This is a genomic window from Dethiosulfatarculus sandiegensis (genome assembly GCF_000931935.2).
GTDB classification, from domain to species: Bacteria; Desulfobacterota; Desulfarculia; order Desulfarculales; family Desulfarculaceae; genus Dethiosulfatarculus; species Dethiosulfatarculus sandiegensis.
Window position 1 is genome coordinate 50,571 of the sequence record NZ_AZAC01000067.1, and the last position, 13,368, is coordinate 63,938.

The window sequence follows — 13,368 nt, forward strand, 5'->3', positions numbered from 1 at the left end:
CCAAGGTTCATAAAGTTTAATGGAATTTCTAGACAGGTATCGCATAATCCGGCTTTTGGGGCAGGGGGCTTTTGGATCGGTGTATCTGGCCCGGCATCCTGAATTGGGGGTCCTGCGGGCAATCAAGCTTTTGCATCAAGGTGTGGCAAATGACGCCCTCCTGACTGAGGCGGTAAACCAGGCCAGCCTGGAACACCCCAATATTGTGCAGGTTTTTGATACCGGCAGACATGAAGAACAGCCATTTATCGTAATGGAATATCTAAGCGGGGGGAGTCTGCAAGAGATCCTGCAAAAAGGCCCTTTGGGGCTTGACCGGGCGCTTGCGATATCTGTGGATTTGGCAAGCGCCCTGGAGCATGCCGAGGCCGGTAAGGTTATCCACCGGGATATAAAACCGGCCAATGTGTTGCTGCACAAAAATCATGCAGCCAAATTAGGCGACTTTGGCCTGGCCCGTCTGTTTGCGGGAAAAAGCTCGCAAAAAACCAAGGTGGCTGGCACCGTGGCCTACCTCTCTCCGGAACAATTACAAGGCCAGATAACTTTTCAAAGTGATTTATGGGCCTTGGGATGTCTTATGGTGGAAATGCTCTCTGGTGAGCCCCCCTTTGGCAGAGAAGACAACTATGCCGCCATGAAGCGCATCTGTGAAGCCAAGCCGGTTTTTCCAGACAAAATGAGAGGCAGACTGCCCGGGGAACTGTTGAGCCTGGTTCAAAGCCTTTTACAAAAGGAACCAGGGCGGCGTCCGCAAAATGCCGGTCAGGTAAAAGAGCTTCTGCTCACTTTTTCCGATCCCAGGACCCCTGCCTTGGATGCCGGGAGACAGGCCACCATGCTGGAGGAGGACTGGCCCTGCTTTCAGGGAAATCCGGGGAGAACCGGTTCTGTTTCTGGCGCTCCTTCTCCTTCCTTAAAAAAAGTCTGGCAATATGAAGCAGGCGCGCCTCTTTTCTCTTCGCCCGCTCTTTGCCGGGGCAGGGCTTTTTTCGGCTCCACGGACGGCAGGATACATGCCCTGGATTTGCTGACAGGTTCTTCTTTGTGGACCAGTCAAAGCCGGGGGCATTGTCCGACCGGTGTTATCGCCTTTGGTGCGGGAGTTGTGGCCATAACCTATGACGGCCTTGTCTATGCCCTCAAGGCCTCAGACGGCGAGTTGATTTGGCGGAACCAGGTAAAGGGTGGATGTTTTACCACGGCCCCCTGGTTTACCAGACAGGGTGTTTTAGTCTTGAGTAAAGACGGCCTGCTTGTAAGCCTTAGCTTGGTTGACGGCAAGGTCAATTGGTCTCACAACTTTGATTCCGTTTTTGAGGCCGGTCTTTTATGGTCTGAAAACCAGATTGTCACCATTGATTCCAAGGGGTTGGTTAGGGCGCTTGATCCGGAAAAAGGTGAATATCTTTGGCAGGTTGAACTTGGCTGCCCGGTGGAGGCAGCGCCTTGCGCCCGAAAGGGGAGGCTCTTTGTACAGGGCCTAACCGGCAGATTGTTTTGCCTTGATACCATTACCGGAGCCAGGCAATGGAGCCACGACCTCAAGACCCTTGCTCCGGCCGCCCCGGCTGTGCAGAAGGACAAGGTGGTTGCTGTCGGTGCAAATGGCCAGGTGGTCTGTCTGGATGCTGTTTCAGGTCAAGCCAGATGGCAGACCGGAATAAACCGGGCAGTCACCGCCTCGCCCGCCCTGGCCTTTGATTCTGTTGTGATTTTGGACCGCAAAGGCTGCCTCACCCTTTTGGAGGGCCAAGGCGGGGAAAAACTTTCTCAAATACATTTAGGCGCTCCTTTTCATTCCTCCCCTGTAATCCGCCGGGACATGGTGTTGGCCCTGGACACCTCGGGGCGGGTGTTTGCCCTTGCCTGACTGATAGTTTTTAAAAAAATTCTCTCCCTTAAAAAGTTTTCCATTCCGGTAAGAATCACCTCCCTTGTTTTGTCTTTATCCATAACAGGAAACATGAAAAGGAGACTGTTATGGGCAAAAGGCTTATGCTCGCGTTTTTGCTTTTGATCCTGCCGCTATTTAACGGATGCGCGGCAAAGGTCATGGCAGGTGTGGAGAGCTGTTCCTTTTCAAGCCGAAAAAATCAATTGCAGGACACCTTCTCCGGCTGTGGCTGGTCAGGCAAGGTGGTCTGGGAAGAAGGATATATCCAGGTGACTACACAGGGGGTGGGGGATCCCGAAAAGTACGGCAGCCTGGCCCAGGCCGAGATCATGGCCCTTAAAGCAGCCCGGTGCCTGGGGTACGCAAGGCTTTTGGAAGTGCTCCGGGGGGTGCGCATGGATAGTAACTGCTCCTTTGGCTATTACCTGGAAAACCATACCAGACTGCGCGCTCGGGTTGAGGGTGTGGTCAAGGGAGCCAAGCTTGTGACCGAGAGGGTTTTCATAGATAAGGACCGCTTTGTCACGGGAGAAGTGGTTCTGCGCCTTGCTCTGAATAAACCCGTAAAAGCAGGCGCAGGCACCTATTTCAAGCCGCATGTCTCCACTGATGAAAAGGCTGTTGCAGAGCCGGATCAAGAGTCCGTAGTTCGCAAGGAACAGGCAAACACCGGGCTTATCGTGGTGGCCCGGGGGATCGGCGCGCTTCCGGCCTTGTTCCCCTGCGTGGTTGAAGCGGGAACCGGGCGGGAAATATTTGGCCCTGACATTATTGACCGTTATTATGCTATAGAGAAAGGTGTGGTGGGATACGCCGCCAGCCTGGAAAAGGCGCTTTTGCTCAAAAGGGCAGGGGATAACCCCCTGGTGGTTCGGGCTATTCAGGCAAAAGGCCAGAACAGGGCCAGGCTGGTTATTACCCGTGAGCAGGCGGCCAGTGTCCTGGCTGCGGACAACAGGGGGGCTTTCCTTAAAAAATGCAATGTGGTGATCGTCATCAACTGATGTGTCTCCATTTGGGTCCAAGGCTTTGACAGAGCTTTCCCCAGAGTTGTGGGCCGGGATTAAACAGGCTGAAAGGGGCTATGCCTGCCAGGGGGCCCAAAAGCCTGTCAAGGTGGAGCTTTGGTTGGCCGCAGGTCCGGAAACAGCAGAAGTTGAATCCAGCCTGTCGGAAATAGGGGCCGAAATATTGGCCCGACCCAAATCCGGCAAATTGCTGATCCGGCTTGACCCTCTGCATCTTCCCCAACTTTGTCTTGAGCCGGGGATCAGGAATATCATCCTGGCCGGGGATCGTAAAAAAAGGCCGGTCAAGGCCCTGGCCGCTGTTCTGTTGGCGGCTTTGTTCTTGGCAACAGGCCTTTTGTGGTTTTACTGCTCTGTTGAAAAAGGCGTGCAGGCCAAGGTAAAGGAGGCCCCTCCGCTCCGGACCGTACAACCAGACCGTGAGGTTGGGTCATCTCATCCGGGTGAGAACCTAGAGCTGTTTAATAAGGGGCTGGCTGCCTATGAAAGGGGCGACAAAAATCAGGCTGCCTTTTTTTGGGAAAAGGTGGTTCAAAGCCAGCCCATGCGCCTGGGGCTGCGTAAAAGCCTGGGACGGCTTTGGCTGGAGTTGGGCAGGCCCCAAAAGGCGGCCTGGCATTTCAGGGCTATATTAAAGGCGGATCCGAAAAACAAAGAAGCCCAAAACGCCCTTGAAATGCTTGAAGAGCAGAAATGACCGGTCATGGCCAAGGGCATTGGCCGATACGACGAAAGTAAGTTTGCCTAGGGGGGGTGAACAGTGTCCCAATGCAGTCTCAATTCTTTTTTAACCCGCAGATTTTCTTCCCGGATCTGCTGGGGACTTTTTGTTTTCGTCTTTTTGGCTTGTTCAGTCTGGTTTCAGATCGCCCTGGCTCAAAAAAGGGGCATTGCGGCTCGTTCAGGGGGGGCAATCCTTGAGAAAAGGGTGGCCCTGGTGATCGGAAATGCCGCGTACGACCAGGGACGCCTGAAAAATCCTGTGAACGATGCCCGGGATATGGCGAGTCTGCTCAGGAAGCTGGGGTTTTCCGTGATCCTCAAGGAGAATCTCGGTCAGGTGCAGATGAAGATGGCCATAGACCGGTTTGGTAAAAAACTTAAAAATTGCAGAGTAGGGCTGTTTTACTATTCCGGGCACGGTGCGGGGGTGAACGGAGAAAATTATCTTATTCCGGTAGGAACGGATATTCCCAATCAGGAGCTGGTTGAATACCAGGCCGTCAGGGCCAGCCGGGTTCTGGCCTGGATGCAGGCGGCTAAAAGCGGCCTGAATATAATGCTTTTGGATGCCTGCCGCAACAACCCCTATGCCACTGGTTTCAGGTCCCCTGAAGCAGGCCTTTCCACGGTAAAGCGCATGCCCCAGGGCACCATAGTTGCCTTTGCCGCCGCGCCCGGAGAGGCGGCCGCTGATGGCAGGGGGAGGAACAGCCCCTTTACCGGCGCCTTGCTTAAATATTTGGGACAACCTGACCTGAGCGCCAAAAGGGCCTTGGAAAAGGTGCAGCTTGAGGTCTATGAAAGAACCGGGCACAGGCAATCCCCCTGGCTTCAGAACAGCCCTTTGAGCGGGGAGTTTTATTTTAAACCCCGCCCCGCAGCACCGGTGGATGAACCCGTCATAAAGGACGATCCTTTGCCGGAAAAACAGCCGGAACCCCTGCCTGCAAAGACTGATGACTCTGATTTAAAAATCGCGAATCTGTTGGCCAGGGCAGGTGAGCTTTATGAAGCCAGGGCCTTGACCACCCCTCTCGGAAACAGCGCCTATGATTTTTACAAAAAGGTGTTGTTGCTAAAGCCGGATCATCGGCTTGCCCAAGAGGGATTGAGGCGCATTGTAGCCAGATATGCGGCCTGGGCCGAGGAGCGGATAAAGGCCGGAGATTTTGCCAAGGCAGAGACTTTTATCACCAGGGCGGAGCAGGTGATAAAGGATGACCAAAGGCTGACTGATCTGCGGGCCAAACTGGCCAAGGCCCGGGAAAACACCTTTTTCGGACCTGGCGGCAAACGGTTTGTGAACAGCCTGGGCATGGAATTTGTGTTGATGCCTTCCGGGGTCTTTATGATGGGCAGCCCTGCGGGCGAATCCCAGCGGGATTCCGATGAAGCCCTGCATAAGGTTGTATTGAGCCATTCCTATTACATGCAGACCACTGAGGTTACGATCGGCCAATACCTCATCTATCTGAATGAAACAGCCAATATAAATGGTATAGACCTTGGCTCGCCGGATTGCCCGGTGGTGCGGCAGGTAGACGGTCTTTTCCGCATGAAATCCGGCAGGGGGCGCTTATGGGGGGATTTGAATCAACCCATGATTCATGTCAACTGGCTGGGGGCCATGGGCTATGCCGATTGGCTCAGCTCCAAAGAGGGCTTTAAGTATTATCTGCCCACCGAGGCACAGTGGGAATATGCCTGCCGCGCCGGGAGCAGAACACCCTTTAGCACCGGCAGGAATATAGCCTCAACCCAAGCCAATTATGACGCTCAACGCCCCATGCCCGGTTTTGCCGGAGGCAAATTCAGAAAACGCACCCTGCCGGTCAAAAGTTTCGGCCCCAATACCTGGGGACTTTATGACATGCATGGAAATGTTTGGGAGTGGTGTTTGGACAGATACGGACCTTACCCCATTGGCGCGGTGACGGACCCGGCCGGAGCTGCGGTTGGGGATAAACGGGTTTTGCGCGGCGGGTCATGGATATCCAGCGCCGCCAATCTCCGCTCCGCCCGCCGCCGCTGGGAAGATCCTTCGGACCGCTTCAGCCCAAACGGATTCCGCTTGATCCGGCTCACCAATGCAAGGAATTTGTAAAATGCCCGTAAGAAAAGCCGCCACAGCTTCGTCCCTTATGCAGTGGGCGGACCTTTGAGCTTGGACTGCCGCCAAATAAATTAAAAGCAGGTGGAGGATTTGATCATGTTTACGGTGAAGACCAACACAGGCAAAACAGTCCTGGCCTTTTGCCTGGCTTTCTTAATCTGCCTGGCCGCATTGCCTGCCCGGGCCTCCTGGGTGACGGTGGTGGGCCGGGCCGCATATAACGGAAACGACGCTGTATGCGAACAACAAGCCATAAATCAGGCTCTGAACAAGGCGGTGGAGCAGGAAGCCGGCACCTTGATTGAGGCCACTACAAATGTGAGCCAAGCCCAGGTGGTAAAGGATGAGGTTCTGGCCGGCTCAAGGGGCTATGTCAGCAGGCACAGGGTTTTGTCCTCCGGTCCTTCTTCTGATGGGCGCACCTATATTGTCACCTTGGAGGCCCTGGTTGATTCCGAGGACTTAAAACGCAAGATCATATCCATGGAAGATGCCTTTTCCATTCGCCAGAAGCAGATGAAAAATAAAAACGTGATTGTTCTGGGCATAAAGCAGTTTGACGAGGATTTCGCCTGGGCCACCAAGCCCTTTGAAGTGACTGTGCAGATGGCCAAGGACAAACTCAGCCAGGCCCAGTTCATTGTTTTGGATGAAGGGGCCATGGAGAATTTTCAGGGTGTGGCCAGGCTTTTGAAACAGGGAAATTTCCGCAAACCGTCCGTATATGAACAGGCCAGGGCTGCCGGTGCGGACTGGATGGTGGTGGTTGCCATGGATGCCACCCGCCACAGGGCGGATGCGGATCATGCCTTTAACCAGGTTTCCGTACAGATGCGCCTGGAATTGATTGATGTGAATACAGGCGCATTGATTTCAGCCAAATATGAAAAAGCCAAAAGCAATCTTAATACAGGCTACCCCCGCTATGCGGATTGGCAGGAAGCGGTTACAGACGCGGCCAGGACGGCGGCTGAAAACGGCATCACCGACATGGTCAATAACCTCATGTTGCAAAACCGTCATTTCCAGCCCACAGAGCCCCAGCGCTATCTGGTGAGGTTTGAACGTTTCCAGGCAAGCCATGTGGATTCCATTGTCAGTGATTTAAAGGCCATGGACGGGGTCAGCTCCATAAGGCTTTTAAAGCAAAAGGATCGTTTTACCGTGGCCCAGGTTATGTACACCCTGCCCGTGGCCGGGTTACGGAACGGATTAAAGGACATTCTGCATCAACATGGCTACACTGCCCCGCGTATTGATTTCGCGGGCAACAGTCTGACCTTCAGAAATACGCTGAGATTCTAAGAGGTTTTTAAAAGGCCAGGCCTTAAGCAGCTTGGCCGGGCTTGCCCAAAAAAACGGAAGGCATTTCAAATGGGGTTTGAAGCGGAAACAAAGCTAAAATACCTGCACAAGGTTTTGGCAAAGACCGGTCTGATGATTTTTGTCTTGTCTATGATTATTGTCTTTGCCAACCCGGCTTTTCCCGCCGCTCCCCTGGATCAGGCCCTGGACCAGCTCGCAGCCGACCTGGTGGAGGGCCTTCCCCTACACAAGGTGGAGAGGGTTGCCGTGCTGGACCCCAGAGGGCCGGGGGATGATGTCTCCGAATTCGGGGTTTTCCTGGTGGAGGAAATGAACCGTCGCCTTACTTTGCTTAAGGCCGGGCAAAGGATGCTGGAATCAAAGCCGGAAAAGGATTCCGGCTACTTTACCGTCAAGGCCCCTAACCCTGACGGCAAGTCGTCTTTGTCGCTTTCAAAAATAAAGGTTTTCAAAAGTGTGGTCGAAAGACGCAGGCTCTATGACCTGATTCAACAGAAAAGGATTGAGCTCAAGGATGTCTTTGACCCTGAAACCATGGCCCCTGTGGGCAAAATGGTGGGAGTGGACGGCCTGGTGTTTTTGACTGTCCGCGATCTTGGCCCTGAACTGTTGGTTTCCGCACGTTTGGTGAGTGCTGTGGAGGGAGCCATATTAACCGGCGGCAAGGCTTTGATAGAAAAAGATGATCCGATCAAAGTCATGCTGACCCGGCAGCCCGGGGCCGATGTGCTGGTAATGGTTGATCCCCCGCGGGAGGGGGTGAGCATTTGGCTGGCCGGAAAGGAAAAGAGCCTTAAAAAAGAAAGTGTTACCTTTAAAGATACCCCCCAGGGAATCCAGACTTTGATTGTCAAGGCTCCGTGTTTTGAGACCTGCAAGCTGTCTTTTTACCTAACCTGCAACAGAAGCTTTAATATAAAGCTGGAGCCCAAAAGGACCGTGCTTCAGGTGTCGGTGAATCCGGCAGATGCAAAGGTGCTGGTGGATGGGGGAAAAGCCATTCCATTGGACGCTCAAGGAACCGGTTCAATAACCCTTCCGGCCGGAGTTCACGCCCTTACCGCTTCGGCCAAGGGATATCCCGCCTTTAGCCGTACTTTTGAGCTGGGTCGCCTGGCCCTCACCCTGCCGATTGATCTGGAAAAAACAAAACAAAAAGTCTGTATTGCGGTTTATCCTGGGCAGGCGGAAGCCTTTTGGGATGGTGAGAGGGTTGCCCTGGATGCTGATGGCCGCTTTACTGCGCTGGTCCATCAAGGCCCTCATACTCTTCGGGCCAGGGCAAAGAACCATATCCCCCAAACAATGCCTGTCAAGGTTGACAGGGATTTGAACCTGAACCTGAGCCTGGCAGCGAAAAAACACCCCTTTGAAGTCAGGTTCACCCCGCCGGAGGCAGTGGTTGAGCTGGATGGGCGGGTTTTACCGGTTTCAAGCCCGCAAGTAGCCTTTGCCAGGATCACGGCTGGAGCCCACACCTTGCAAGTGCGTGCTCCCGGTTATGACGAATTCAAAAAAGATATAGAGATCCCAAATATTGCCCGCCAGGAGGTGAAGCTTGCCAAGCGTCCTTTAAGGCTTGAGTTCGCCGCAATCTATGAGCAGCAAGGCCGTATCAGAAATCTGGTGCAGGGGGCGCGGCTTTATAGCAACGGCAATTACGCGGTAGCCGTAAAGGCCCTGGAAAATGCTTATGTATATGTGTTTCAAATCGACGGGTTGGGCAAGGTTAGCCAGCTTTTTCCAGACCCGCTTTTCAAGGAGCATGAAAACCCGGTGCAACCGGGCGCCTGGCATTGGATGCCGCCAAAATCCCATTGGGCTTACCTGGATGATGCCAAGGGCATGGAGAGAATCTATTTCCTGGCTTCGAGAAGGCCAAGCCCTGAACTTGAGAACCTGCAATCCAGCCTGCTTTTGGCCAAGGATGAGTTGATGCTTGCCTCTCTGGGAAAAGACCTGGTCGAACAGGTGAGCATGAGGGGCAGGGCAGGGGTGAGACCGGCCGGCAAAATCAAGGTCACACCCAAGGGAAAGGTGTTTGAGGCCGCGGGCAGGGTAATAGAATCATGCGGGGCCGAATGGGTCTATGTGCTTGAGTTCGAGCATAAGTAGGGGGGAATATGTTTAAGGCGGGCAGGCTTATAATTGGACTGGCCCTGGTTCTGGGGCTTTTTGCCTCAAATCGGGTTTGGGCCCAGAATTGCGCCAGAGCTGACAGGCTGTTCAAGGCCAGTCAAAATATGGAGTCAACAGAACAGGGCAGGCTGATGCTGGAAAAGGCGATTGCACTTTGCCCCGGCCACTGGCAGTCCTTGAATAATTTGGGCCTTTACTACGAAACCAGGCAAAAATGGCTGGTAGCCGGGTCATATTACCAAAAGGCCCGTAAGGCCGATCCCGCGGCCCTTGCGCCCTTGGCCGGGCTGGGAGACGTGGCCTATGCCATGGGGAACTTTAAACAGGCGATCCGGTATTATCAGCTTTTCTTGGAGGGGCTGCGTTCCGGTGGAGAAGACCTTGATCCCTTTGAAATCGCCTCCCACGAAAAACTATATGCCCAAAAGCTGGATGACGCCCGCATGCGGCTTGACCTACATAAAAAATCCATGCAGTCAACAGTGGGAAGTGAATACATCACCAGGGGGCTAAAGGCGGATGCCCTTTTCAGGGGCAAGGCCGGAGTAAGGCAAAGGCCTCGGCTGGCCCTTTCCAGTATCCATTTTGCCTATGATTCGGCGGGGCTGGATACAAAAAGTCTTGAGCAGATACGCGAGCTGGCTCGAGCCCTGAACGGAAGTGAATTAAAGGGACGGGAAATATTAATTGAAGGGCATACCGATTCTTTTGGCAGCGAGGCCTATAATCTGGAACTTTCCCTTAAAAGGGCGGCCAGTGTTAAAATGGCTTTGGTTGAGATGGGGGTGGATTCCGCCCGTCTGCAGATAAAGGGCAGGGGCGAGTCCCGTTTGCTTAAAGCCCTGGGCTCCAGGGAAGAACAGGCCCCCAACCGCAGAGTCGAGTTTGTGAACCTGGGGGGAACGCAATATATCAGCGGATCATGAGCCCTTTGGCATAAGATGCCTTGAAAGAGGGTGCCGCGGAATGGGCCTTGTCTCATCTCAGGGCATTTTTTCACTTGTTTTAAAATAGTTTTGATCTACTGCGAGAACCGGGCCGCGCCTTTTTTGGCCAAAACAAAAGCCAAACCCTATAATTGGGCTTGGCTTTTGTTTTGGTTTTGAGCTGGTTTTTTTATTAATCTGCGGAAAATGTTTCATCCAGCCAATCAAAGACTACCTGACTCATCAGGCTGCGGTTTACGCTAAGGCAATGAGAGGAAGCGCCCAGGTTGGTCGGAGTGACCACAAAATCCTTTTTTGGGCTGGATGCCTTTTGCAAAAAGGTGTTTTGTTGGTTTTTGATCTCCGGATTTGCATATTCGCCTTCGCCGATCAAGACAAGGGCAGGGCAGGTAATTTGGGCCGGATCATAGGTGTGACCCTTGTTCACCCGGGCCAGCTCCTTAAGTTGGGTGGGTTTCAGTCCGTAGCGCCAGGCCGTAACCCCATAGGTGGCCTTTTTAAAGGGGCTCCAACCCGCTATTTGTTCAGGATGCCGGGAGAAATCCATGGAGTTCCAGAGCTTGTAACCGTCCACCACCGCGCTGTTCATGATAATGGCCTGGATGCGCTTATCGTGTGCCGCTGCCCGGGGCACATAATAGCCCCCGCCGCTGATGCCGTACATGGCCAGCTTTTTGGGGTCCACTTCCGGCCGGCTCAAGGCGTAATCCAAAACAGCCTTTAAAGGCTTTTCCGTGTCCGGTCTGAAAAACAGCCCCTGGGCGGGCAAAAGCCCTTGACCTGGAATGTCCACGGTTAAAAAGTTGTACCCCCGGGCCTGGGTCTCCGGTCCTATGAAAAAGTAAAGGTCCTCGGTAATGGTTTCCCCTCCGCCGATCATGATAAGAGTTTTTTGCCTGCCTTTTGCCTTGGCTGCCCTTAAAAAATACCCGGGCAGGAGCTTGCCCTCAAAGGGGATCTCAATGTACTCCAGGGGCGGGTCCAACAGCCGCGCAGCTGTTTTAAAGCACTGCCGCATCTTAAGGCCGGTTCTTTCATATTGCCCGTCCAGCGGGTCCATGGCCTGCAAAATGGCCCGGTAATAGTTTGCCGCTCTGAAATAGGCCCTGCGCGCACTGGTCGCATGACCAGCCTCAAGGCTTTTCTGGGCGGTTTTTTCCACACGCCCGGCCAAGTTCAGCCACTGTTCGCACCAGCTTTGCGGATCGCCTTCCTTCATGCAGGAGGCAGCATAAAATGCCTCGCCTATTTCACAACCGCCGTTATCCGTGCTGCCCAGAATCCATTGCAGGGCAAAATCCATGTCATTATCTTGAAAGTGCACATTCACATAGGGCCGATGAGCGCCATAGATTTCTTTCTGTTCGCTGAGTTGGTCAGTTTTGCCTTGGCCTTGGCCTTTCATTTTTTTTTAGCCACGGTTTTCTCAGGCGGCAGCACCTCATCCAGCCAATCAAAAAGAACCTCGCTCATAAGGCTTCTGTTGCCGCCGATGCAATGGGAGGAAGCTCCCTGCTCCACCCTGGTTATCATCAGTTTCTTCTTGGGGTTAGGCAGCATTTTCAGGCATTGGTTGGCCTGCTTTTTTACCTCCTCGTTTGCGTATTCGCCTTCGCCGCACATTATGAGCATGGGGCATTTCACTTGACGGGGATCAAAGGTAAAGCCCTTGGCCGCCTTGGGCAGGCCTTTGATATCCGTGGGCTCCAGGCCGAACCGCCAGGAAACCACCCCCGCGGTGCATTCTTTGAATTTTCCCCACTTTTTCAGTTCTTCGGGTGTGGCCTTGGCATTGGGCATATTGGCGAATTGGGCCTCCATATCGCTTACCGCGCTGTTCACAGCGCAGGCCTTTATGCGGCTGTCCACTATAGCGGTTTTGGGCACAAAATAACCCCCCCCCGCTTATGCCGTACATGGCCAGGCGTTCGGGGTCTATTTCGTATCTGGCCAGAGCGTAATCCAAGAGCGCCTTTATCGGCACGTCGCTGTCGGCCCGGTAGAATTGGCCCTCCATGGGCAGCATGCCCTGGCCAGGAATATCCGCGCTTAAAAAGTTGTAGCCTCGTTTTATGGCCGCCGGGGCAATGTAAAAATAGAGCTCTTCCACAAAGGTCTCGGCTCCGCCGATCATTACCAGGGTTTTGCGTTTCTTGCCCGAGCTGTCCACCTTTTGGAAATAACCCGGCAGGGTGGTGCCTTCAAAAGGCACTTCAAAAACTTCAATGGGAGGGTCAAAAAGTTTGCAGGCCTGGCGAAAGGTTTGGCGGCACTTGTCACCCCATAACTTCATGTTGGGATCATCGGGCATTACTGAAACCACGGCGGTGCGGTAGTAGTTGGAAGCCTTTAAAAATGATTCCCTGGCACTCACCCTATGCCCGGCCGAAAGGGCCCACTGGCCCCTTTGTTCCACTTGCCTGGCCAGTTTGGCCCACCCCTCCTGCCAGCTCTTGGGGTCGCCGTTTTTAATATTGCCCACCGTATAAAAGGCTTCTCCGATCTCGCAGCCGCCAAAGATCGTGCTGCCCAAGACCCATTGCAAGACGAAATCCATTTCCACATCGTCAAAATGCAGCTTTACATAGAGCCTGTGGGCATCGTATTCACCTTTTTGTTCTTCAATCTGTTCCCCCCTGTCCGATGTTTTTTGCGAGGCCTGAGCCAATGACGGCCCGCCGCCTGCCTGGGACAAGAGAAAGAAAAACAGGATAAAAATAAGGACGCAGGTATTTTTTAAATGCATGGGCAACCTCCATTTTTGGTTGGGAGCATTTCAAAAAAACCGGCATTAAGATTGGGGAGAATACCTAATTAAATAGAGCCAGGGCATTGATAAATCTGATAGAGACTTAATGCGGTGGGTTGTATAGAATGTATCATAACTATATGATTCGTGAAAAGAAAATTTGTAGACCTTTGTTTCGATGAACTGCCATCCGCTGCGCCCATGATTCGTCTTGTCGGTGCAGTGTGGTTTTACTCCGTTTTTTGTTAACACACAGCCAGGAAGTCAGGTTGGTGGCTCGCTCAGGGGGCATGAAACCCGGAGAAGAATTTTTACGGCCGTAGTTGTAGGTGGCCTTTATATATTCGAAAATACCGGTCTTGGCTGACTCCAAGATACTCGGCTGCCTGGGATCTGTAAAATCCTTCCTCAGTTAGCAGTGAGGCCGTCTCTAGCTTGAGTTTCAG

General features: G+C 53.2%; 9 protein-coding genes. 7 read left to right on the plus strand and 2 right to left on the minus strand.

Going from position 1 to position 13,368, the window contains the following annotated elements; all coding sequences use genetic code 11:
- The first annotated feature begins 19 nt into the window (after positions 1–19).
- The 7 genes from X474_RS22940 to X474_RS22970 all read left to right on the plus strand — a co-directional run bounded on the left by X474_RS22940 (position 20) and on the right by X474_RS22970 (position 10,152).
- Complete coding sequence (locus X474_RS22940) at positions 20–1,873, plus strand: protein kinase domain-containing protein (protein ID WP_044352313.1); 1,854 nt, start codon at positions 20–22, stop codon at positions 1,871–1,873.
- Positions 1,874–1,983: 110 nt separating this feature from the next.
- On the plus strand, positions 1,984–2,901 hold the full coding sequence (locus X474_RS22945; protein ID WP_044352315.1) for a TP0624 family protein: 918 nt from the start codon (positions 1,984–1,986) through the stop codon (positions 2,899–2,901).
- Between the two features lie 25 nt (positions 2,902–2,926).
- Complete coding sequence (locus X474_RS22950; RefSeq protein ID WP_156360900.1) at positions 2,927–3,622, plus strand: tetratricopeptide repeat protein; 696 nt, start codon at positions 2,927–2,929, stop codon at positions 3,620–3,622.
- A 63-nt stretch (positions 3,623–3,685) separates the two neighbouring features.
- Positions 3,686–5,752, plus strand: coding sequence for an SUMF1/EgtB/PvdO family nonheme iron enzyme (locus X474_RS22955; RefSeq protein WP_052515542.1), 2,067 nt, complete (start codon positions 3,686–3,688; stop codon positions 5,750–5,752).
- A 105-nt stretch (positions 5,753–5,857) separates the two neighbouring features.
- Positions 5,858–7,066 carry a hypothetical protein gene (locus X474_RS22960; protein WP_044352317.1) on the plus strand — a complete coding sequence of 403 codons (1,209 nt, stop codon included), beginning with the start codon at positions 5,858–5,860 and terminating at the stop codon, positions 7,064–7,066.
- A 69-nt stretch (positions 7,067–7,135) separates the two neighbouring features.
- On the plus strand, positions 7,136–9,202 hold the full coding sequence (locus X474_RS22965) for a DUF4384 domain-containing protein (protein WP_044352319.1): 2,067 nt from the start codon (positions 7,136–7,138) through the stop codon (positions 9,200–9,202).
- Positions 9,203–9,210: 8 nt separating this feature from the next.
- A complete protein-coding gene (locus X474_RS22970; protein ID WP_052515543.1) occupies positions 9,211–10,152 on the plus strand; it encodes an OmpA family protein in 942 nt (313 codons plus the stop codon).
- Between the two features lie 193 nt (positions 10,153–10,345).
- On the opposite strand, the gene X474_RS22975 is transcribed toward X474_RS22970, so the two are convergent.
- Together X474_RS22975 and X474_RS22985 are read right to left on the minus strand one after the other, a co-directional pair.
- Positions 10,346–11,578 carry an alpha/beta hydrolase family protein gene (locus X474_RS22975; protein WP_044352320.1) on the minus strand — a complete coding sequence of 411 codons (1,233 nt, stop codon included), beginning with the start codon at positions 11,576–11,578 and terminating at the stop codon, positions 10,346–10,348.
- A 249-nt stretch (positions 11,579–11,827) separates the two neighbouring features.
- The gene (locus X474_RS22985) at positions 11,828–12,919 is read right to left on the minus strand and encodes an alpha/beta hydrolase family protein (protein ID WP_052515545.1); all 1,092 of its coding nucleotides are present in this window, start codon (positions 12,917–12,919) and stop codon (positions 11,828–11,830) included.
- Between the last annotated feature and the right edge of the window lie 449 nt (positions 12,920–13,368).

Bases quoted from the DNA above. Each gene is read 5' to 3' on its own strand.
- X474_RS22945 (WP_044352315.1), top strand. From the start codon at position 1,984: ATGGGCAAAAGGCTTATGCTCGCGTTTTTGCTTTTGATCCTGCCGCTA.
- X474_RS22975 (WP_044352320.1), bottom strand. From the start codon at position 11,578: ATGAAAGGCCAAGGCCAAGGCAAAACTGACCAACTCAGCGAACAGAAA.
- X474_RS22970 (WP_052515543.1), top strand. From the start codon at position 9,211: ATGTTTAAGGCGGGCAGGCTTATAATTGGACTGGCCCTGGTTCTGGGG.
- X474_RS22965 (WP_044352319.1), top strand. From the start codon at position 7,136: ATGGGGTTTGAAGCGGAAACAAAGCTAAAATACCTGCACAAGGTTTTG.
- X474_RS22985 (WP_052515545.1), bottom strand. From the start codon at position 12,919: ATGCATTTAAAAAATACCTGCGTCCTTATTTTTATCCTGTTTTTCTTT.
- X474_RS22940 (WP_044352313.1), top strand. From the start codon at position 20: ATGGAATTTCTAGACAGGTATCGCATAATCCGGCTTTTGGGGCAGGGG.
- X474_RS22960 (WP_044352317.1), top strand. From the start codon at position 5,858: ATGTTTACGGTGAAGACCAACACAGGCAAAACAGTCCTGGCCTTTTGC.